A 21,834-nucleotide genomic window follows, 5' to 3' on the forward strand; every position below is an offset into this window, starting at 1 on the left:
CCTCAGGACGAGGCGGGTTCGGCACCATGGGCGGCGAGGAACCGGGCGATGCGGTGATGCCCTGGTCCATGCCGCATGTCGGCCAGGCGGACCGCCGTGCGCCCGAGGAGCGCCGGATCCGCCTGGACCAGCAGCCGCGCCCAGTCGTGCCGCTCCGGCAGCGTCACGGGCCAGCGCAGCAGGTCGATGAGGGTGCGCTCCGGGGTCGTCACGGCGATTCCGCCGAGGCGCTGCACGTCCGCCGGATCGAGGATCGGGTCGTGCACGATGATGCGGCGCGTGACGGGAGCGCGCAACCGGCGTCCTGAGGCGCTCTGCACTTCGTGCGGTTCCGGGGCGGCGTCGCCGGCGCCGTGGATCCACGCCGCACTCATGCCGGCGAACGCGGCATCGCGCATCCCGCTGATCAGCGAGGTCAGCGAAGAGGCGCGCAGCACCGCCGTCTCCACGAGATCGGCAGGGGCGAAGGCCTCGCCCAGGCCGACGACATCGCCGTCCAGACGGGCCGCGGTGAGCTCGGCCAAGGAGAGCCGGACTCCGGGGACATGCAGGAAGGCGCCGCGCATGAACTCAGTGTGGGCCAGACGCCGCAGGGCGGGGATCCGAAGACCCCCGCCCTGTGGACAACTCCGACGATCGTCGGGCTGCGACGCGTGCTCAGCCGTCGAGCGCGTTCAGCCAGGCGCGTCGGGCCTCAAGGGCCTCGGTCGCGTCCTTGAAGGCCTTGGCGTTCCCGGACTTCTCTGCCGCGTCGCGCTCGGCCTCGAGCTTGGCGATGGCCTGCTGGAGCTGCTCGCTCATCGCGCCGGCGCGGGCCTTCGTCTCGGGGTTGTTGCGCTTCCAGTCGACGTCCTCGCGAGACTTGAGCTCCTGCTCGATGACGCGCAGACGGTCGTCCAGCGCGCGCTCCTTCTCACGCGGGAAGATCCGTCCGACCTCATCCCACTGACGCTGGATGCGGGTCAGGAGCGCACGGGCCTTGGTGAGGTTCGCCTCGTCGGCGACGGCCTTCGCCTGATCGAGCAGCGCGGTGCGCTCCTCGATGCGGGGCGCGGACTCCGCCTCGGTGGCCGCCGCCTGCTCGGCGCGCGCCGAGTAGAGCGCGTCGCCCGCAGCCTTGAACCGGGCCCACAGCGCGTCATCGGCCTTGCGTCCGGCACGGCCTGCGGCCTTCCACTCGTCGAGCAGGCCGCGGTAGGCGGGGATGCCGTCGACGCCCTTGGGCGCGAGCGCCTCCGCGCGCTCGACCAGACGCGACTTGCGGTCGCGGGCGGCCTTGTGCGTCTCGTCGAGCTCCGCGTAGAACGCGCGGCGCTGGCGATCGACCGTGGCGCGCGCATCGCGGAACCGCTTCCAGAGCTGGTTCGCCGCGCCCTTCGGCAGCCGGGGGCCGTTCTGCTGGTGGCTCTGCCACGCATCGAACAGCGCGCCCATCTCCTCGGTGACCTTCTTCCACTGCACGGAGGAGAGGTCCTGTGCGGCGATCGCCTCGGAGCGCTCCACCAGCGCGGTGCGCTCGGCGATGGCGGCGTCGACGGCCGCCTTGGCCTCGACCGCCTCCGCGGCGGAGGCGTCGGCGAGGGATCCGGTCAGCGCGTCGAGGCGCGCCCGCAGGTTCGCGAGATCGCCGACCGCAGCGGCGTCGGTGACCTCCACGACGAGGTGCTGGGCCTGCTTGGCGAGATCCGCGGCGCCGGATCCGCCGGCCTGCACGCGCTGCTCGAGCGTGTTCACCTTGAAGGCGATGTCCTCGAACTTGCGGACGAAGTAGGCGAGCGCCTCGGCCGGGGTGCCGTCAGGGTACTGCCCGACCTCGCGCCACTCCTCGCCCTCGCGCACCGACACGGTTCCGTCCTCGGTGACGCGTCCCCACTCGGCGGCGTCGCTCGTGCTCACCGGGGCGGCGGCGACGGGCGCAGCGGGCACGGCGGGGCGGATCGCCGATGCCGGCGGACGCGGCATGGCCGGCGGCCGGGGCATCGCCGACGGACGCGGCGCGGGCGCGGGGACCGACGGCTCTGCCGCAGCCTCCTCAGCAGGGGCGTCCGCGGCCTCGGCGGGCACGACGGCCTCCTCGGCGGGGGCCTCGGACTGCTCGGCAGGAGCGGCAGTCTCGGCCGTGGCGGACTCCGCATCCTCCGCGACGACCTCGGGTGCGTCCGCGACGGGCGTCGGGGCGTTCTCGGTGTCGGGCTGCGAGGCGTCGGTCGGGTTTACGGGGGTGTGCTCTTCGGTGGACACGGTGAACTCCTTGCGCGGCGTGCCGCGGGAGGCGGAAAGGACAGGCCCAGCCTAGTACGCCGGACCGGCGTGCGAGAGGGGCCTGGCTCAGCCGGCCGGGGTCTCCGTCGCCGTGGGCGCGGGCGTGGGAGCGGGGGTCGGCTGGTCCGTCGGGCTGACCGAAGGGGAGGGGGAAGGCGCGGGCGCGGCAACTTCCGCATGCACGACCTGGCTGACGACGGCGCCGATCACGATGACGGCTCCTGCGACCACCGCGATCGTGTTGTCGCGCACCCTGCGCCGGACGCTCCCCGCATGCAGATCCTGGCGTGCGGCGTGCAGGCGAGCGCGCTCCTGCTGGACACGAGCGCGCTGGTCGCGGGCGTTCGTCGGGCGGCGAGCGGCCATGGATCCTCCCTGGATGTCGAGGACCGAGCCTATCGCGACAGCCTCGCCCCGCCGCGCACCGCGAGCACGACAGTGCGCGTGCGCGTCGCACTGTCGGCGCACGCCGTTAGCCTTGACCGCATGACTCCTGCAGCTCCGCTGATGAGCGGCCAGACGCCGCTCGCCGTGCGGATGCGTCCGATCTCGCTCGACGAGGTCGCGGGGCAGCAGCACCTGCTCCGCCCTGGATCGCCGATCATGACCCTCGCGGACCCGGCGGCGAAGACCGCGTCGAGCGTCTCGATGATCCTCTGGGGTCCTCCCGGAACCGGCAAGACCACGCTCGCGCAGGCCATCGCGCGGTCCTCGAGCCGTCGCTTCGTGGAGCTGTCCGCGATCACGGCCGGTGTGAAGGACGTGCGCGAGGTCATGCAGGAGGCGCTGAACCAGCGCGACCTCTACGGCCAGTCGACGATCCTGTTCCTCGACGAGATCCACCGCTTCACCAAGGCGCAGCAGGACGCGCTGCTTCCGGGGGTCGAGAACGGCTGGGTCATCCTGATCGCCGCGACCACCGAGAATCCGTCGTTCTCGGTGATCTCCCCGCTGCTGTCCCGGTCACTGCTGCTCACGCTGAAGCCCCTCACGGATGAGGACATCGGCGTCCTGATCGACAGGGCCGTGGCGGATCCGCGGGGCCTCAACGGCCGCGCGGAGCTGGAGGACACGGCCCGCGCAGCCCTGATCCGGCTCGCCTCGGGCGATGCGCGACGGGCGCTCACCGGTCTCGAGGCCGCCGCAGCCGTCGCCGCCTCGCCGGAGCGCCTGACCGAGGACGAGACGCCGACCATCACCGACGACGACGTCGCGCAGGCCGTGGATCGCGCGCTGCTGCGCTACGACCGCCAGGGCGACGAGCACTACGACGTCATCAGCGCGTTCATCAAGTCGATCAGAGGTTCCGACGTCGACGCGGCCGTGCACTACCTCGCCCGCATGATCGAGGCGGGGGAGGATCCGCGCTTCATCGCACGGCGGCTCGTGATCTCGGCGTCCGAGGACATCGGTCTCGCCGACCCGCAGGCGCTCGTGATCGCCGTCGCGGCGGCCGACGCGGTCGCCTTCATCGGGATGCCGGAGGGGCGGATCCCGCTCGCCGAGGCGACGGTCTACCTCGCGACCACGGCGAAGTCCAACGCCGCGTATCTGGCGATCGACGCGGCGATCGCCGACGTCCGCGCGGGCGGATTCGGGCGGGTGCCCGTGCACCTGCGCGACGCGCACTACCCGGGGGCCAAGCGACTCGGGCACGGCAAGGGCTATCGCTATCCGCACGACAACGATGCCGGGATCGTGCCTCAGCAGTACCTCCCCGACGAGCTGCAGGGGCGCCGCTACTATCAGCCCAAGGCGCTCGGCGGAGAGCGCGAGGTGCAGGCGCGACTGGAGCGCATCAGGAGGATCCTGGGGGAGGGGTAGACGACCGTGGCACGAGCCGTCCCGAGGATCCCGCCCGACCGCGACCTCTCGATCGATTTCGTCCGTGCGATCTGCCTGCCCGTCGTGGTGCTGCTGCATGCGCTGCAGATGGGCATCGCCGGCGATCCGCTGCGCGCCTTCAACGCCCTCGCCGAGTGGAGGCCGCTGACGGCGATCACCTGGGTGGGCATGATCATGCCCACGTTCTTCATCGCCGGGGGCTTCGCGGGGATCACCACCTGGCGGCGCATGCACGGTGCGGGCGGGACGGCCGCGGAGTACATCCGCGCCAGGATGCTGCGCCTCGCGCGCCCTGTGCTGTTCGCGATGCTCGGGGTGCTCGCGGCGATGGGGATCCTCGCGCTCTGCGGAGCGGATCCGGAGTTCCTGCGGACCTTCGCGTTCCGCCTGGCCGAGCCGCTCTGGTTCATCGCGGTGTACGCGATCTGCACCTCCTTCGTCCCGCTGATGGCGGCGCTGCATCGTCGTGCCGCCTGGGCGACGTACTTCACGCTCGCCGGTCTCGCCGTGGCGGTCGACCTGGTGGACCGCTCCCTGCACGTGCCCGTCGGCGCGCTGAACTGGCTGTTCGTCTGGCTGTTCGTGCAGCAGCTCGGCTTCGGGGTGCGGGATCAGTGGTACTCGCGCCGTCCCCGCCGGCTGCTGCTCGTGCTCGCGCTGGTCGCCTACGCCCTCATGGCCGTCGCTGTGCTCGGCATGGGTTACGACCCGGACATGATCGCCAACCTGAACCCGCCGACCGTGCTCCTGCTGCTGCTCGGTCTCGCGCAGGTGTATCTGTTCACGCTGCTCCAGCCCGCGATCCGTGCCGCGATGCGACAGCGCCCAGTGCTGGTCGGGATCGGCGCGCTGGGCGTGTTCGGGATGGTCGTCTACCTCTGGCACACCGTCGCGATGGCGGTGGTGGTGGGCGCGCAGCTCGCGCTCGGGCTGCCCTTCCCTCCCGTCCTCACCACCACCTGGTGGATCACCCGGATCCCCTGGGTGCTGGCCATCGTCGCGGTGCTCGCCGTGCTGTGCCTCATCGTGCCGCGCATCGAACGGCTCTGGCCTGCGGAGCGCGCCCGGCGCATGCCTCTGTGGGCGGCGCTCGCGTGCGCGGTCGCGCTCGTCGCGAGTGTGGGGTGGGTGCTCACCCAGGGGTATCTCACGCCCGGGACGGGAGCGGCCGTGGTGCTTCTCGCCGGGGCGATCGCGTGGCTCACGACCGGCGGTCCCGTGCAGCGCACCCCGGTCGATGCGAAGGCCCGGCGCTCCGACCGGACCGAGACGGGCGCTCAGGCCTGATCTGATAGCATGGATCGGCTCGAAACCGTGTTTTCGGGCATCTCTCCACTCCTGCAACACCCTCTCGTCCGCCCCGGCGTGCGCTCGTGAGGGGCGGAATCGAGACGATACGTCCGCGAGCCGTGACCGACACGGCCGCGTATCGAAAGGAACGCTTCGTGGTTACGAAGTCCCAGGACCGCCGCAAGGTGCGTCTGTCGCGCGCCCTCGGCGTCGCGCTCACCCCGAAGGCCGCCCGCTACCTCGAGAAGCGTCCCTACGCTCCGGGTGAGCACGGCCGCACCAAGCGCAAGGCCGACAGCGACTACGCCGTTCGTCTGCGCGAGAAGCAGCGTCTTCGCGAGCAGTACGGCATCCGCGAGAAGCAGCTGGTCATCCAGTTCAACGAGGCCCGTCGCAAGGACGGCCTGACCGGTGAGAACCTCGTCGAGCAGCTCGAGATGCGTCTGGACGCGCTCGTGGTCCGCGCCGGTTTCGCGCGCACCACCGCGCAGGCGCGTCAGCTCGTCGTGCACCGTCACATCCTCGTCGACGGCCAGCTCGTCGACCGCCCGTCCTTCCGCGTGAAGCCGGGTCAGCTCATCCACGTCAAGCCCAAGAGCGAGGGCCTCGAGCCCTTCCAGGTGGCGGCCGCCGGCGGTCACGCCGAGGTGCTGCCCCCGGTCCCGGGCTACCTCGAGGTCGAGCTCGACAAGCTGGAGGCCCGTCTGGTCCGTCGTCCGAAGCGCGCCGAGGTCCCCGTGACCTGTGACGTGCAGCTGGTCGTCGAGTACTACGCCGCGCGCTGAGTCCAGCGACTCTGCTGTCGGAGTTCAGTGAACTCCGAGAACACGCCGAGGAGGCGTCGGGGGTATCCCCGGCGCCTCCTTCGCGTTTGCGCATACGATGGAGACCGTTGTGACGTGCGACCCGAACCGGAGGTGGTGACATGAAGACCCTGCTGTGGTTCCTCATCGGCGTGATCGGCGGCTTCGTCGCCGCGCACTTCCTGAACAAGGATCCGCGCGGACACGATGTGCTGGCGGCCGTCGACGACCGGATCAACGAGTTCACCGGGATCCTCGCCGACGCGTTCCACGCGCAGGAGGCCCGCCTCACTCAGGACGGCTCCGCGGACTGACGCGGATCCGCCCTCTCCCGATTCCGCGCTCCGGCGCGCCCTGACAGCAAGGACCCCTCGACGAGCATGAAGACCGCGGAGATCGCGCAGCGCTACCTGAGCTACTTCGAGAAGAACGATCACCTGATCGTCCCCTCGGCGTCGCTGGTCAGCGACGACCCCTCGCTGCTGTTCACCGTGGCCGGCATGGTGCCGATGATCCCGTACCTCACGGGCGTGGTCCCCGCTCCTCATCCGCGCATCGCCGACCTGCAGAAGTGCATCCGCACCAACGACATCGAGGAGGTCGGCCGTACGGCACGGCACGGCACCTTCTTCCAGATGCTCGGCAACTGGTCGTTCGGCGACTACTTCAAGGAAGGCGCGATCCGCTACGCCTGGGAGCTGCTGACCGGCTCCGAGAGCGACGGCGGACTCGGCTTCGACGAGAAGGACCTCTGGGTCACGGTCTTCGAGACCGACGACGAGGCCGAGGCCATCTGGCGCGACGTGATCGGGCTGAAGCCGGAGCGCATCCAGCGGCTCGGCCGCGCCGACAACTACTGGAACACGGGGCAGCCCGGCCCCGGCGGCCCCGACAGCGAGATCTTCTTCGACCGCGGGCCGGCATACGGCCAGGACGGGGGACCGGCGGTCGACGACAACCGGTTCCTGGAGATCTGGAACCTCGTGTTCATGCAGGACTTCATCGACAACATCCGCGGCAAGACCGAGTTCGACATCGTGGGCGAGCTCCCGATGAAGAACATCGACACCGGGATGGGCCTCGAGCGCGTCGCCTTCCTCAAGCAGGGCGTCGAGAACATGTACGAGACCGACCAGGTCCGTCCCGTGCTGGATCGGGCGGTCGAGCTGTCCGGGCGCCGCTACGGCGCCGAGCACGCCGACGACGTCCGCTTCCGCGTCGTCGCCGACCACGTCCGGTCCTCGCTCATGCTCCTCTCGGACGGTGTGCGCCCCTCGAACGAGGGCCGCGGCTACATCCTGCGCCGCCTCATGCGCCGCACCGTGCGGTCGATGCGGCTCCTGGGCGTCGATGAGCCCGTGTTCCCCGAGCTGTTCTCCGTGTCCAAGGACGCGATGAAGAGCGCCTATCCGATCCTCGAGCAGGACTGGACCCAGCTCTCCGCCGCCGCGAACGCGGAGGAGGAGACCTTCCGTCGCACCCTGGACGCGGGATCCACGATCCTCGACCTCGCCCTCGCCGACACCAAGAAGGCCGGATCCGAGACCCTCAAGGGCTCCGAGGCGTTCCTGCTGCACGACACCTACGGCTTCCCGATCGATCTCACCCTCGAGATCGCCGAGGAGGCCGGGCTCGACGTCGACCGCGCCGCGTTTGACTCCCTCATGCAGGAGCAGCGCTCCCGCGCCAAGGCCGACGCGCGCAACCGCAAGCGCCAGATCGCCGACGTTTCGGTCTACGGCGAGCTGCGCGCGAAGGGCGAGACCGCGTTCCTCGGCTACGACGAGCTGGAGACCAGCTCCACCGTGCTCGGGATCCTCGTCGACGGCCAGCCCGTCCGCCGCGCCGCCGAGGGCCAGGTGGCCGAGGTCGTCCTCGCCGAGACCACGCTCTACGCCGAGTCGGGCGGCCAGGTCGCGGACAAGGGTGTCATCACCGGTCCCGGCTATGCGCTCGAGGTGCTGGACGTGCAGCGTCCCGTTCCCGGCCTGATCAGCCACACGGTCGAGGTCACCACGGGCGTCGTCTCGATCGACGCCCCGGCGACCACCACCGTGGACGCGGCCAACCGCCGTGCCGCGCGCCAGGCGCACTCCGCCACGCACCTCGTGCACGCGGCCCTGCGCGACACGCTGGGCAAGACCGCGACCCAGGCCGGATCCCTGAACCGCGCCGGCTACCTGCGCTTCGACTTCTCGTGGGGCCAGGCGCTGTCCGGCGACACGAAGACCGAGATCGAGGAGATCGCTAACCGCGCCGTGCAGGACGGCCTCGAGGTCACCACGCGGATCATGTCGCTCGACGACGCGAAGGCCGCGGGGGCCATGGCGCTGTTCGGCGAGAAGTACGGCTCCACGGTGCGCATGGTCGACATCGGCGGGCCCTGGTCGCGCGAACTCTGCGCGGGCACCCACGTGGCGTCGAGCGCCGAGATCGGCCTCATCAACCTCGTCGGCGAGTCCTCCGTCGGTGCGTCCAACCGCCGCGTCGAAGCGCTCGTCGGCGCGGACGCCTTCCGGGAGTTCGCCGCGGAGCGCGCGCTCGTGTCCCAGCTCACCTCCGCCCTCAAGACGCCGCGCGACCAGCTCACCGAGCGCGTGACCGACCTCGCCGCGCAGCTCAAGGCCGCCGAGAAGCGGATCGCGCAGTTCGAGGCCGCGGAGCGCGCAGGACGCGTCCCCGCGATCGCGCAGACCGCGACCTCCCTCGGCGCAGTGCAGTTCGTCGCGCACGATCTCGGTGAGGTCGGCGGGGCGGACGAAGTGCGCGAGATCGCGACAGGCGTGCGCGACACGTTCGGTTCCGCGGCCGCGGTCGCGGCGATCTCGGGTGTGGCGAACGGGCGGCCGATGGTGGTCATCGCGACCAACGACTCCGCCCGTGCGCAGGGCGCGAAGGCGGGCGCGCTGGCCAAGATCGCCGCCGGCGTGCTCGGCGGCGGCGGAGGCGGCAGGGACGACGTCGCGCAGGGCGGCGGATCCGATGCGGCGGCGCTGCCTGCGGCGTTCTCCGCCATCGAGCAGGAGCTGCGCCGCGCGTGACCGGGTTCCGACGGGGCGTTCGGCTCGGCATCGATGTGGGCCGCGCCAGGATCGGCGTGGCCCGGTGCGATCCGGACGGCCTGCTCGCCGTGCCGGTCGAGACCGTGCCGCGCGGTGACACGGACGTCGCGCGGATCGCCGAGCTCGCGGCCGAGTACGAACCTCTCGAGCTCGTCGTGGGCCTGCCGATCAACCTCCGCGGTGAGGACACCGCATCGACTGTCGACGCCCGCGAGTTCGCCGAGGCGCTCGGCCGTGCGTGCGGGATCGCCGTGCGCCTGATCGACGAGCGGCTGAGCACCGTCACCGCGCACCAGGCGCTGCGCGCTTCCGGGCGCACGCAGCGCAACTCCCGCGGTGTCGTGGATCAGGCTGCCGCCGTGGTGCTGCTGCAGCACGCGATCGACACGGAGAAGAACACCGGCAACCCGGCCGGTACGCCTTTGATTCTCGATGAGGAGAACAGCTGACATGTCCGACCGATCGCCGTCGGCCGCCACGCCGGAGAACGACCCCGTCTCGCACGACCTGTTCGGTGCGCTGCCGGATCCGCAGGTGCAGTCTCCTCGCCCCGCCGAGCAGACCGCCGTTCCCGGGTCGCGTCGCGCCGTCCGCGAGGCCGCGTCCTCTTCGAGCGCACCCTCACCGTCGGCGGAAGAAGGCGCCCCCGCGGAGCATCACGACCCGTTCCACTCGACGCTCGAGGCGCTGTTCCATCACGAGACCGAGCCGCCGAAGACACCGAAGCGGAAGAAGCGCCGCGGCTGCCTGATCGCACTGCTCGTCGTGTTCGTGCTCATCGCGGGCGCCGCGGGCGGCGGACTGTGGGTCTGGAACACCTACGGCACCAAGATCAGCGAGGTCATGGGCTGGGGGCCGTCCAAGGACTTCGAGGCGGGACAGGCCACGGGCAATGCGCTCGTGACGATCAAGAAGGGCGACGGCGGGCAGCAGATCTCGCAGGCGATGTACGACGCCGGCGTGACGAAGACCTCTGGCGTCTTCTACGACATGCTGGTCAAGGACAACGTCGTCACGACGTTCTACCCCGGCGTGTACAAGCTGCAGCTGAAGATGACCGCCGCGGCCGCACTCAAGGCGCTCCAGGACCCGAAGAACAAGATGCAGAACTCCGCGGTGCTCCCGGAGGGCCTCTCGGTCACCGAGACGATCTCGCGCATCGCGCAGAGCGTGGACGTGCCGCTCGCGGATCTCCAGGCCGCGGTGAAGAACCCGGCGGACTACGGCGTGAACGCCCCCTCGCTCGAGGGATGGCTGTTCCCCGCGCTCTACGAGTTCCCGCCGGGGGCCACGGCGAAGGACGTCGTCTCGACGCTCGTGCAGCGCACGCGGGACTCGCTGAGCGCCGCCGGCGTGCCGGCCGCGGACGAGCAGCGCGTCCTCACGATCGCGTCGATCATCCAGCGCGAGGCGAGGGCCGAAGCCGACTTCTACAAGGTGTCCCGGGTGATCCAGAACCGTCTGGATCAGGGCATGAAGCTGCAGATGGACTCGACGGCGCAGTACGGCTACGGCGAGCTGCACAGCGGGTCGGCCAGCACCTCGGACGCGGCGCAGAACGATGACAACCCGTGGAACACGTACGTGATCGACGGGCTCCCGAAGACGCCGATCTCGAATCCGGGGGACAAGGCCATCGACGCCGCCATGCACCCGGCTGCCGGCCCCTGGCTCTATTTCGTGACGGTCAACCTCGACACGGGCGAGACGGTGTTCTCGACCACGTACGCCGAGCACGAGGCCGCCGTGAAGCAGTGGCAGGACTGGTGCAAGGCCAACCCGAGCTCGGGCTGCTGACGTGTCCGCCGCGGGGCCTGCCGCATCGCGCCTGGCCGTCTGGGGGGATCCGATCGATCACAGCCGTTCGCCCGATCTGCACGGCGCCGCCTATCGCCGGCTCGGGCTGGACTGGGAGTACGGCCGCCTCCGGGTGGACGAAGCCGGGTTCGACGCGGCGCTCGACGCGCTGGACGACGACTGGCGCGGGCTCTCGCTCACGATGCCGCTGAAGGAGCGCGCCCACGCGCGCGCCGACCTCCTCGATGAGGATGCACGGCTCACGGGGGCGGTGAACACGCTGCTGCTGGGCGAGGGGATCCGCGGATTCAACACCGATGTGGGCGGCCTCACATCCGCGCTCCTGGCGGGCGGCCTGGGCTCGGCGCGTTCCGCGCGCGTGCTCGGCGGCGGAGCGACCGCCCGCTCGGCCCTCGTGTCGCTGCGGCGTCTGGGCGTCGATGCAGTCGAGCTCAGGACCCGTCGTGCCGAGCAGGCGGCGGAGCTGGCCGGATTCGCCGAGCGGATCGGAGTGCGGGCGACCACCGCGGAGCTCGCATCCGAGGCGACGCCCTCGCCCGTCGATCTGACGGTCTCGACCCTGCCCGGCACCGCGACGCTGCCGGACGCCGTGATGACGGCGCTGGCGAGCACGGGCGGTGCGCTGTTCTCCGCCGCATACGCCCCCTGGCCCGCACCTCTCGTCGCGGCGTGGACCGATGCCCCGGTCGTGAGCGGACTCGAGATGCTCCTGCACCAGGCGGTGCGGCAGATCCGGATCTTCCTGCACGGGGACGCGGAGCAGGAGCTTCCCGACGAGGCCGGCGTGCTCGACGTCATGCGGGCGGCCCTGCGCTGAGGAATCGTCCCCTGCGCGAAGTCATGCGGGCGGACGCGTCCTGAACGCATGGGAGACTAGTCAGATGCTCCGCGTGCTCACGGCCGGCGAATCGCACGGCCCCGAACTCATTGCCGTCATGGAGGGCCTGCCTGCGGGCGTCCCGCTGTCCCGCGAGGCGATCCAGTCCGATCTGCAGCGCCGCAAGCTCGGCTATGGGCGCGGATCGAGGATGAAGTTCGAGCAGGACGAGCTCTCGATCTCCGGCGGCGTGCGTCACGGCTTCTCGCTCGGCAGCCCGATCGCGATGCGCATCGGCAACACCGAGTGGCCCAAGTGGGTCGAGGTGATGAGCGCCGACCCCGTGGAGCTGACGGACAAGTCGCGCGGGCGCAGCGCGGCCCTGACGCGCCCTCGTCCCGGCCACGCCGACCTCGTCGGCATGCAGAAGTACGGGTTCGACGAGGCCCGCCCGATCCTGGAGCGCGCGAGCGCCCGGGAGACCGCCGCCCGTGTCGCCCTCGGTGCCGTGGCCCGCGCCTTCCTCGGCGAGCTCGGCGTCCGCCTGGTCAGCCACACCCTGTCGATCGGGCCGGTGCAGGTGCCGGAGGGATCCGCCCTGCCGACGCCGGACGACGTCGAGACGCTGGACGCGGATCCGCTGCGCTGCTTCGACCCCGCGACATCGGCGCGCATGGTCGATGAGGTGGACGCCGCCCGCAAGGATGGCGACACTCTCGGCGGCATCGTCGAGGTGCTCGCCTACGGCCTGCCGCCGGGGCTTGGCTCGCACGTGCACTGGGACCGCCGGCTGGACGCGCGGCTCGCGTACGCGCTCATGGGCATCCAGGCGATCAAGGGCGTCGAGGTGGGCGATGGTTTCGAGACCACCCGCCGGCGCGGATCCGCCGCGCACGACGAGCTCTTCGCGACGGACGACGGCATCAGCCGCGGCTCCGACCGCGCGGGCGGCACCGAGGGCGGCATGTCCACCGGCACCGTCCTTCGCGTGCGCGCCGGCATGAAGCCCATCGCGACCATTCCGCATGCGCTGCGCACAGTCGACGTCGCATCCGGCGAGCAGGCCACCGCGCACCACCAGCGCTCCGACGTGTGCGCGGTGCCCGCCGCGGGCGTCGTGGCGGAGGCGATGGTGGCGATCGAGCTCGCGAACTCGGTGCTGGAGAAGTTCGGCGGAGACAACGTCGCGGAGACCCGGCGCAACCTCGAGGCGTACCTCGCCGCGATCCCGGAGGAGCTGCGCACGACGCCCGCCTCCGAGGCGGCGCTGATCCTGCACGATGAGCTCGGCTGAGGCGCACGCGCCGGGGCCGCTGGTCCTCGTCGGCCCCATGGGGTCCGGCAAGACCAGCATCGGCCGCAGGGTCGCGAAAGCCACCGGACTCCGCTTCGTCGACACGGACAAGGCGATCGTGCTCGAGCACGGGCCGATCCCCGCGATCTTCGCCGAGCACGGCGAGGCGCGGTTCCGGGCGTGGGAGCGCGAGGCGGTCGCCGCGGCGGTCGCGGGCGGCGGGGTGATCTCGCTGGGCGGAGGAGCGGTGCTCGCCCCGGAGACGAGGGCACTGCTGCAGAGCGTGCCGGTCGTTCTGCTGACGGTCTCGCCGGAGGCGGTGGCGGTGCGCATCGCCGGCGAGGGACGTCCCCTGCTGCACGGCGAGGAGGATCCGGTCCAGCGCTGGACCAGGATCTACGCCGAGCGGCGGGCGCTGTACGAAGAAGTGGCGGACGTGCACTTCGACACCTCGCGGGTGCCGATGTCGCGTGTCGCCGAACAGGTCGTGGAATGGATGAGAGGACGAGCATGAGCGCGGAGCAGAACGACGGGGTCACGACGATCGCGGTGACGGGCAGCACGCCCTACGACATCGCGGTGGGGCGGAACATCCTCGATCGCGTCTCCGCCGCACTCGCGCCCAGCGTGCGCAAGGTGCTCGTCGTGCACCCGCCGACGCTCGCCGATCGTGCGGCGCAGCTCCGGGACCGCATGGTCGCCGACACCGCGAACGGTCCGCGCGAGGTGCTGCTGGCCGAGATCCCGGATGCGGAGCAGGGCAAGCGCATCGAGGTCGCGCAGTTCCTCTGGCAGATCATGGGTCAGGCGGACTTCACGCGCACCGATGCGGTCGTCGGCTACGGCGGCGGCGCGGTCACCGACCTCGCGGGCTTCGTCGCGGCCACGTGGCTGCGCGGCGTGCAGATCGTCCAGGTGCCGACGACCGTGCTCGGCCTGGTCGACGCCGCCGTGGGCGGCAAGACCGGCATCAACACGAACGAGGGCAAGAACCTCGTGGGCGCCTTCTGGGCCCCGCGCGCGGTGATCGGCGATCTCGACGAGCTGTCCAGCCTGACGCCGAACGAGGCGACCGCCGGCTTCGCCGAGGTCGTCAAGGCCGGGTTCATCTGGGCCCCCGAGATCCTCGACATCATCGAGGCGGATCCGGCCCGCGCCGTGGATCCGCTCACCCCGGAGTTCCGCCGTGCGGTCGAACTCGCGATCGGGATGAAGGCGAGCGTCGTCTCCGAGGACTTCCGCGAGGCCGGGCAGCGCGAGATCCTCAATTACGGCCACACGCTCGGCCACGCGATCGAGCACGCCGAGCGCTACCGCTGGCGTCACGGCGCTGCGATCTCCGTGGGCATGCTGTTCGCGGCCGAGCTCTCCCGCCTCGCGGGGCGTCTCTCGGACGAGGACGCCAACCGGCACCGCGCGATCCTGGAGTCCCTGGGGCTTCCGATCTCGTACCGCGCCGGCGCCTGGCCGACCCTGCTGTCCACCATGCAGCGCGACAAGAAGAGCCGCGGCGGGATGCTGCGCTTCATCGTGCTGGACGGCATCGCCAAGCCGACCGTGCTGCAGGCCCCCGACGAGTCGCTGCTCTTCGCCGCCTATCAGGAGGTCGGCGAGTGAGCATCGAGGTGCGCCGGGTCCTCGCGACGGAGTGGACGGACGTCCGCGACCTGCGTCTGCGGGCCCTGCAGGATCCCGTCGCCGCGCTCGCGTTCCTCGACACCTTCGAGAACGCCTCCGCGCAGCCCGACGCGTTCTGGCAGCACCGCACCGCCAACGCGGCCGAGGGCGGTCCCAACGCGCAGTTCGTCGCGATCGCCGAGGACGGCGAGTGGTTCGGATCCGCGACGGTGCTGCCGTCCGGGCTCGAGGGCCCCGAGTCCACCGCCCTGGTCGTCGGCGTGTACGTGGCCGAGGGACACCGCGGCGCCGGAGCCATCGAGACGCTCTTCGACGAGTGCGCGACGTGGTCCGCCGAACAGGGCGCCCACGGCCTCACCCTCGAGGTGCACGTCGACAACCACCGGGCGCAGGCGGCCTATGAGCGCTGCGGCTTCACGCGCACCGGGCAGATCACCGAGCTCGCCAATGGGCGCGAGTACGTGATGGTGCGCCCGGTCGTCCCCGACGCGCGCTGATACCGTGTGCAGGTGACCACCCCGCGCCGCCTGCTCCTCGTCAACGGACCGAACCTCAACCTGCTCGGTCAGCGTGAGCCGGGGATCTACGGATCCGCGACGCTCGCCGATGTCGAGCGGATCACGGCCGAGGCCGCCGCGGCGTACGGCTACGAGGTCCGCGCGGTGCAGAGCAACCACGAGGGCGTGCTCCTCGACGCGATCCACGATGCGCGCGAGGACTGCGGCGGCATCGTGATCAACGCCGGCGCCTACACGCACACCTCTGTCGCCCTGCGCGATGCGCTCACCGGCGTCGCCCTGCCGTTCGCCGAGATCCACATCTCCGACGTGTACGCCCGGGAGGAGTTCCGGCACCACTCCTACCTCACGGACGTCGCCGCCGTGCACGTCGTGGGGGAGGGCGTGCAGGGGTACGCGACCGCGACGCGCCGCCTGATCCTGCTGCTCGAGGGACAGGAGGACGGCTGATCCGCGGCACCGCTCCGGTCGCTCTCACAGGCCGGGCGCCGGGCATCCCGTAAGATTGAACGTCGGCCGCTCGGCCGCGAATCTCAGGAACGGACTTCTCAGACCCATGGCATCCACCGCAGACATCAAGAACGGCGTCGTCCTCTCGATCGACGGACAGCTCTGGAACGTCATCGAGTTCCAGCACGTCAAGCCCGGCAAGGGCGGCGCGTTCGTCCGGACGAAGCTCAAGAACGTCGTCAGCGGCAAGGTCGTGGACCGCACCTACAACGCGGGCGCCAAGATCGACATCGAGAACGTCGACCGCCGCGATTTCACCTACCTGTACACGGACGGCGACAACTACGTCTTCATGGACCAGGAGGACTACGACCAGATCAACGTGGCCGCCGCGACCGTCGGCGACGCGAAGAACTTCATGCTGGAGAACCAGCAGGTCCAGATCGCGCTCAACAACGGCAACCCGCTCTACATCGAGCTCCCGGCCTCGGTCGTGCTCGAGGTCACCTACACCGAGCCCGGCCTGCAGGGCGACCGCTCGTCGGCCGGCACCAAGCCCGCCACGCTCGAGACCGGGTACGAGATCCAGGTTCCGCTGTTCCTGGAGACCGGCACCAAGGTCAAGGTCGACACGCGCACCGGCGGCTACCTCGGCCGCATCAACGACTGACGCGTGGGCGCCCGGACCAAGGCGCGCAAGCGCGCCCTCGACATCCTCTTCTCCGCCGATGTGCGCGGCGACGACCTCGCGGTGACCCTCGCCGCGGAGGCCAAGCGCGCTGCCGCCGAGCCCGCACGTGAGGCCTCCTGGCTCTATGCGCGCGAGATCGTCGACGGGATCATCGATCACCGCGACGAGATCGACGAGCAGATCACGACGCACAGTCGTGACTGGAAGCTCGACCGGATGCCGGCCGTGGACCGGGCGCTGCTGCGCATCGGCGTGTGGGAGATCCTCCGCAACGACGAGGTCCCGACGGCCGTCGCGATCGACGAGGCCGTGGAGCTCGCGAAGGAGTTCTCGACCGACGAGTCCGGCGCGTTCGTGCACGGCGTGCTCGCGCGCGTCGCGCGCTCGGCCTGATCCGCGCACGCCACGATCTCCAGGAGCTCCCGTTTGGGGCGTATCCGTCCGTTTTGGGGCGCAGGATCCCGGTCTTTCCCGGGATCCTGCGCCCCAAAACGTAGAAGTGCGCCCCGAAACCGGGCCGGGTGTCCGTGGCCTGCCTGAGGATGGATCATCATGACCTCCGCTGACGCCGACGACTGGCGCGTGCTGCTGCCGTCCACCCGGGCGAGCGGTGCTCCGCTGGCCCTCGGCGTCGAGCTGCGCCGGCGCGACCGCGCCGACGCGAGGCACTGGGCGTCGCGGCCGCTGCGCACCGCGACCGCGCGGGATCTGGTCAAGGATCCGGGCGAGCTGTTCCTCGCCGTCCGCCCGCTGCGGCGCAACGACGCAGGATCCGCCTGGGTGCAGTCCGATGCCGACTGGGACGCGGTCCGTCGCCCCGGCACACGCTACGACGCGGCGCACTCGCGCTGGTTCGCCGACCTGCTGAGCATCTCCCGCGACTCGCTGCTGTCCGGCACGGCGGGGGACTGGCTGCTGCTGGACCCGGTCGCGTCCCCGCTGCTGTGGCCGCACCTGCAGTCGGCGTCGGCGGCAGGGATCGCCCTGGTCGCGACGGAACGCAGCACCCGGCTGCAGTGGTCGGACGAGCTGCGGATCGTGGTGGACATCGCCGCGGACGGCGACGGCGGGCTCCGCCTCTCCGCCTCCGCAGACGCCGTCGGCGAGTCCTTCCCCGCCACGGCGACCCGGGCGGTGGGGGCCGGCGGCGTCTACGCGCACCGCGTCGTCGGCAAGAGGATCGACCTCGTGCTCGGGCAGGTGCCGCTGACGGACGGCGTCCGGGCGCTCCTGGCGGCACCGGGCGGGCTGACGGTGGCGCCGGTCGACAGGAAGGCCTTCTTCCGGGACGGATATCCGACGATCCTGCGCGGGGCCGCCATCCGTGCGGGGCGCGGCGTCACGCTGCCCCCCGCGCCGAGACCCGTGCCCCTCCTCGTCGTCGACTTCCGCCCCGACGACGTCGTGGCGTACCGGCTGCACTGGGACTACCCGGGATACGCGCGCTTCCCGCTCGACGAGCGCGCCGCCGAGTCCGGGATCCGCGACGCTGCGGCGGAAGGACTGCTGCGCCCGTCCGTGCTCGCCTCATGGACCGAGGCCACAGGACTGCCGTTCCTCCTCGCCGGCGCACTGCGCGACGCGGACGCGGCCGAGTTCGTCTCGCACCTGGTGCCCGCCCTCGAAGCGCGCGGCATCGCCATAGAGACGACCGGAGCGCCGCGCACCTACGCGGAGCTCACCGGCGATCCGGCGATCACCGTCAGCACGGTCGAGAGCACCGATCCGGACTGGCTCGAACTCGGCTTCCTGGTGCGGATCGACGGGAAGACGATCCCGTTCGAGCCGCTGTTCCGTGCGCTCGCCCTCCGCCAGGGCAAGCTCAAGCTCGTCGACAACACCTGGTTCTCGCTGCGCCACCCCGCCTTCGACCGGCTCAAGGAGCTTCTGGACGAGGCCGCCGAGCTCGCGGAGTGGGAGACCGGACCGAGGATCGCGCGCACGCACCTGACGCTCTGGGAGGACTTCGAGGATCTCGCCGACGAGACCCTTCCGGCGCGGACCTGGCGTGCTGCGATCGAGGCGCTGCGCGCCGACCCCGGCGAGGATCCGGTGCCGCTCCCCGCCGCGATCACCGCCGATCTCCGCCCGTACCAGCGCGAGGGGTTCACACGGCTCGCACGACTGTGGCAGCACAGCCTCGGCGGAATACTCGCCGATGACATGGGGCTCGGAAAGACCCTGCAGCTGCTCACCCTCATCGCTCACGCGCGGGAGGCCTCGGCGGAGGACGCCGCGCCCTGGCTGGTGGTCGCTCCCACCTCGGTGCTCCCGGTCTGGGAGCGCGAGGCCGAGCGGTTCGCGCCGGGTCTCCGCGTCGTCGTCGCCGGGCGGACCCGAGACGCCCACGGCGTCGACCTCGCCTCGCACGTGGGCGATGCGGATCTCGTGATCACCTCGTACACCGTGCTGCGTCTGGATGCGGAGGAGTTCGCGCGCCGGCCGTGGTCGGGCGTCGTCCTCGACGAGGCCCAGAACGTGAAGAACCCCGCGACCAAGCAGCATCAGGCGGTCGCCGCTCTCGACGCCCGGGCGGTCTACGCCGCGACCGGCACGCCGCTGGAGAACGGCCTGGGGGAGCTGTGGGCCCTGCTCAGCCTCACGTCGCCCGGCCTCTTCGCCTCGGCGCGGCGATTCCGCGAGGACTTCATCCAGCCGATCGAGCAGGGCAAGGTGCCGGAGAACGCCGAGGGCGCGCCCTTCCGTCGCTCCCGCATCGAGCTGCTGCGACGGCGGATCCGCCCGTTCCTGATCCGTCGCACCAAGGAGCTCGTCGCCCGCGACCTTCCGGAGCGGCAGGAGCAGGTGCTGCGCGTCGAGCTCGCTCCCGCGCACCAGCACCGCTATGACACCGTGTTGCAGCGCGAGCGGCAGAAGATCCTCGGGCTGCTGCCGGATCTCGACCGGCAGCGTTTCATCGTCTTCCGCTCGCTCACCATGCTGCGCATGCTGAGCCTGGCACCGGGGCTGATCGAACCCGATGACGCGGGCATCGCGTCCCGCAAGCTCGAGGAGCTCGTGGAACGGCTGATCGAGCTGCGGTCCGAGGGACACAGAGCGCTCGTCTTCAGCCAGTTCACCTCGTTCCTGGGCCTCGCGGCCGAACGGCTCCGGCGCGCAGGCCTTCGCGTGTCGTACCTGGACGGGTCGACGCGGGATCGGGACAGGGTCGTGCAGGAGTTCCGCGAGGGGGACCAGGACGCGTTCCTCCTCAGCCTCAAGGCCGGAGGCACGGGCCTCACGCTCACCGAGGCGGACTACGTCTTCCTGCTGGATCCCTGGTGGAACCCTGCGGCCGAGGCGCAGGCGGCGGACCGCGCGCACCGGATCGGGCAGCAGAACCGTGTCTTCGTCTACCGGATGATCTCCGAGGGCACGATCGAGGAGAAGGTGCTCGCGCTGCAGCAGCGCAAGGCGCGCCTGTTCTCCGCGGTGCTCGACGATGAGGACCTCTTCGCGCAGTCTCTGACCGCCGACGACATCCGCGAGCTGCTCGGCTGAGCCCAGGGGCGCGGTGCTCGCGCGACCACCCGATCCGGTTATGCACGGGCCGTCTCCAGGCCCGATGAGGGTGCTCCCGGTAGGATCGACAGGTCCACACAGGAGGAGAAACATGCGGATCACGGGACTCGGGCACGCCGGGATGTTCATCGAGACGGTCGGCGGGAACATCATCTGCGACCCCGTGCTCGGGCCGTCCTTCTACGGATCCTGGTTCCCGTTCCCGGACAACCGCGGCCTCGACTGGGAGCGCCTCGGACGGGAGGCCGACTTCCTCTACGTGTCGCACAGGCACCGCGACCACTTCGACCCCCGGCTGCTCGAGCGCTACATCCGCAAGGACATCGAGGTGCTTCTGCCCGAGTACCCGACCGACGACCTGGAGAAGGACCTCCGCGCCTTCGGCTACGACAACATCACCTACGCGCCCGCCGGGGAGATCATCGAACGCGGTGAGCTGAAGATCATGATCACGCCGCTCCGCGCCCCCAGCGATGGACCGATCGGCGACTCCTCGCTCAGCGTCGACGACGGCTCCGGATCGGTGCTCAACCAGAACGACTCGCACCCGCTCGACCTGGAGCGCCTGCTCACGTTCGGCAAGCCCGACGCCTACTTCACGCAGGTGTCCGGCGCGATCTGGTGGCCCATGGTCTACGACCTGCCGCTGGACGCCAAGCAGAACTTCGCCCGTCTCAAGCGCGAGGCGCAGAACAAGCGCGCGATGTACTACATCGAGAAGGTCGATGCCCCGCACGTCTTCCCGATGGCGGGCCCGCCGATGTTCCTCCGCGACGAGCTGTTCGACTTCAACGGCATCGGACGCAACGGCGAGTCGATCTTCACGGATCAGAAGCAGTTCCTCGCGCACATGAACGAGCTCGCCCCGCAGTACGACGGGCACCTGTTCGTGCCGGGCACCGTGGTGACCCTCGAGGACCGCGAGATCGTCGCGGTCGAGCAGACCCTCTACTCGGAGGACGAGCTGCGCCACGTCTTCGACGAGAAGTGGGACTACCTCGAGGAGCAGCGTGCCAGCCGCCAGCAGGAGATCCGAGACGAGGAGGCCCGTCGTGCTCCGGTCCTTCCGCCCGAGGAGATGCTCGCGGCGATCAAGGAGTGGTGGGAGCCACTGCTCAAGAAGTCCCGCACGATCCGACTCGGCGTCGGCGGCAACGTCCGCTTCCGCATCGGCGAGCTGGACATGGTGGTCGACTTCCCGAAGGCCAAGGTGCGCGAGTACGCGGGGGAGGAGTGCATCTACTGGTACACGATCCCCGCCGACCTCGTCTCGACCAACATCGCCGATCACGAGATCGACTGGTCGAACTCGATCTTCCTGTCCATGCAGTTCTCCGTCGGGCGCAGCGGCAAGTTTAACGAGTTCCTCACGACCTTCCTCAAGTGCCTGTCCGTCGACAGGATCGAGTACGTCGAGAACTGGTATCAGGAGCAGACCGACCAGACCGAGGACGCCGAGGTCGGCGACTGGATCGTGCAGCGCCGCTGCCCGCACCTGCGCGCCGATCTGACCCGCACGGGATCCGTCGACGAGGAGGGCGTGCTCACCTGCAGCATGCACGACTGGAAGTGGGACCTGAAGACGGGCCGGTGCCTGTCCACGAGCGGTCACCCGATCCGGGCCAAGCAGATCGATCCCGTCACCGACGACGCGCTGCGCCTCGGGGTCTGACCCCCTTCCGGCAACGCGATTCCGGAGCCGTCCTCCCCTCGGGAGGGCGGCTCCTTCCGCGTCCGGCGCAGCTGTCCACTCGGGGACCTCTTCTGTCCACTCGGGGACCATTCGGCGCGGCGAGCCGTCCCTAGCATGGGGATCCGGCAGGC

At 70.7% G+C, this 21,834-nt stretch carries 20 protein-coding genes; 17 read left to right on the top strand and 3 right to left on the bottom strand.

Annotated elements, in window-relative coordinates:
- Nucleotides 1-2: 2 nt before the first annotated feature.
- From ACIPY5_RS01450 to ACIPY5_RS01460, 3 genes are all read right to left on the bottom strand, one after another.
- Nucleotides 3-566, bottom strand: a complete 564-nt coding sequence (locus ACIPY5_RS01450) for a type IV toxin-antitoxin system AbiEi family antitoxin (protein ID WP_400965820.1) — start codon at nt 564-566, stop codon at nt 3-5.
- Between the two features lie 91 nt (nt 567-657).
- Nucleotides 658-2,241 (bottom strand): DUF349 domain-containing protein, encoded by a 1,584-nt coding sequence (locus ACIPY5_RS01455; protein WP_400965823.1) that lies wholly within the window; start codon nt 2,239-2,241, stop codon nt 658-660.
- An 87-nt stretch (nt 2,242-2,328) separates the two neighbouring features.
- Nucleotides 2,329-2,628, bottom strand: a complete 300-nt coding sequence (locus ACIPY5_RS01460; protein ID WP_400965826.1) for a hypothetical protein — start codon at nt 2,626-2,628, stop codon at nt 2,329-2,331.
- Nucleotides 2,629-2,748: 120 nt separating this feature from the next.
- Between ACIPY5_RS01460 and ACIPY5_RS01465 the strand changes: the two genes are divergently transcribed.
- The 17 genes from ACIPY5_RS01465 (at nt 2,749) to ACIPY5_RS01545 (ending at nt 21,682) form a co-directional block, all read left to right on the top strand.
- On the top strand, nt 2,749-4,086 hold the full coding sequence (locus ACIPY5_RS01465) for a replication-associated recombination protein A (protein WP_400965828.1): 1,338 nt from the start codon (nt 2,749-2,751) through the stop codon (nt 4,084-4,086).
- 6 nt (nt 4,087-4,092) lie between these two features.
- On the top strand, nt 4,093-5,394 hold the full coding sequence (locus ACIPY5_RS01470) for an acyltransferase (RefSeq protein WP_400965831.1): 1,302 nt from the start codon (nt 4,093-4,095) through the stop codon (nt 5,392-5,394).
- A 158-nt stretch (nt 5,395-5,552) separates the two neighbouring features.
- Nucleotides 5,553-6,182 carry a 30S ribosomal protein S4 gene (rpsD, locus tag ACIPY5_RS01475; RefSeq protein ID WP_292716821.1) on the top strand — a complete coding sequence of 210 codons (630 nt, stop codon included), beginning with the start codon at nt 5,553-5,555 and terminating at the stop codon, nt 6,180-6,182.
- 140 nt (nt 6,183-6,322) lie between these two features.
- On the top strand, nt 6,323-6,514 hold the full coding sequence (locus ACIPY5_RS01480) for a hypothetical protein (protein ID WP_309337409.1): 192 nt from the start codon (nt 6,323-6,325) through the stop codon (nt 6,512-6,514).
- Nucleotides 6,515-6,580: 66 nt separating this feature from the next.
- A complete protein-coding gene (alaS, locus tag ACIPY5_RS01485; RefSeq protein ID WP_400965836.1) occupies nt 6,581-9,241 on the top strand; it encodes an alanine--tRNA ligase in 2,661 nt (886 codons plus the stop codon).
- Nucleotides 9,238-9,711 (top strand): Holliday junction resolvase RuvX, encoded by a 474-nt coding sequence (ruvX, locus tag ACIPY5_RS01490; protein WP_400965839.1) that lies wholly within the window; start codon nt 9,238-9,240, stop codon nt 9,709-9,711. The genes alaS and ruvX overlap by 4 nt, the downstream gene beginning before the upstream one ends.
- 1 nt (nt 9,712) lies before the next feature.
- The gene (gene mltG, locus ACIPY5_RS01495; protein ID WP_400965842.1) at nt 9,713-11,059 is read left to right on the top strand and encodes an endolytic transglycosylase MltG; all 1,347 of its coding nucleotides are present in this window, start codon (nt 9,713-9,715) and stop codon (nt 11,057-11,059) included.
- 1 nt (nt 11,060) lies between these two features.
- A complete protein-coding gene (locus ACIPY5_RS01500; RefSeq protein ID WP_400965845.1) occupies nt 11,061-11,897 on the top strand; it encodes a shikimate dehydrogenase family protein in 837 nt (278 codons plus the stop codon).
- Between the two features lie 64 nt (nt 11,898-11,961).
- On the top strand, nt 11,962-13,191 hold the full coding sequence (gene aroC, locus ACIPY5_RS01505) for a chorismate synthase (RefSeq protein WP_400965848.1): 1,230 nt from the start codon (nt 11,962-11,964) through the stop codon (nt 13,189-13,191).
- Nucleotides 13,178-13,705, top strand: coding sequence for a shikimate kinase (locus tag ACIPY5_RS01510; protein ID WP_309337424.1), 528 nt, complete (start codon nt 13,178-13,180; stop codon nt 13,703-13,705). Before aroC ends, ACIPY5_RS01510 begins: the two co-directional genes overlap by 14 nt.
- On the top strand, nt 13,702-14,808 hold the full coding sequence (gene aroB / locus ACIPY5_RS01515; RefSeq protein WP_400965852.1) for a 3-dehydroquinate synthase: 1,107 nt from the start codon (nt 13,702-13,704) through the stop codon (nt 14,806-14,808). Before ACIPY5_RS01510 ends, aroB begins: the two co-directional genes overlap by 4 nt.
- Nucleotides 14,805-15,326 carry a GNAT family N-acetyltransferase gene (locus ACIPY5_RS01520; RefSeq protein WP_400965855.1) on the top strand — a complete coding sequence of 174 codons (522 nt, stop codon included), beginning with the start codon at nt 14,805-14,807 and terminating at the stop codon, nt 15,324-15,326. The genes aroB and ACIPY5_RS01520 overlap by 4 nt, the downstream gene beginning before the upstream one ends.
- A gap of 12 nt (nt 15,327-15,338) precedes the next feature.
- Nucleotides 15,339-15,797, top strand: coding sequence for a type II 3-dehydroquinate dehydratase (aroQ, locus tag ACIPY5_RS01525; RefSeq protein ID WP_400965858.1), 459 nt, complete (start codon nt 15,339-15,341; stop codon nt 15,795-15,797).
- A gap of 106 nt (nt 15,798-15,903) precedes the next feature.
- Nucleotides 15,904-16,467: an elongation factor P gene (gene efp / locus ACIPY5_RS01530; RefSeq protein WP_045273064.1), complete on the top strand. Its 564-nt coding sequence runs from the start codon at nt 15,904-15,906 to the stop codon at nt 16,465-16,467.
- A 3-nt stretch (nt 16,468-16,470) separates the two neighbouring features.
- The gene (gene nusB, locus ACIPY5_RS01535; protein ID WP_309337434.1) at nt 16,471-16,881 is read left to right on the top strand and encodes a transcription antitermination factor NusB; all 411 of its coding nucleotides are present in this window, start codon (nt 16,471-16,473) and stop codon (nt 16,879-16,881) included.
- A gap of 159 nt (nt 16,882-17,040) precedes the next feature.
- Complete coding sequence (locus tag ACIPY5_RS01540) at nt 17,041-19,989, top strand: DEAD/DEAH box helicase (RefSeq protein ID WP_400965862.1); 2,949 nt, start codon at nt 17,041-17,043, stop codon at nt 19,987-19,989.
- Between the two features lie 112 nt (nt 19,990-20,101).
- On the top strand, nt 20,102-21,682 hold the full coding sequence (locus tag ACIPY5_RS01545) for a Rieske 2Fe-2S domain-containing protein (RefSeq protein ID WP_400965865.1): 1,581 nt from the start codon (nt 20,102-20,104) through the stop codon (nt 21,680-21,682).
- Nucleotides 21,683-21,834 lie beyond the last annotated feature (152 nt).

Source organism: Microbacterium sp. NPDC089698, assembly GCF_044749045.1.
GTDB lineage: Bacteria > Actinomycetota > Actinomycetes > Actinomycetales > Microbacteriaceae > Microbacterium.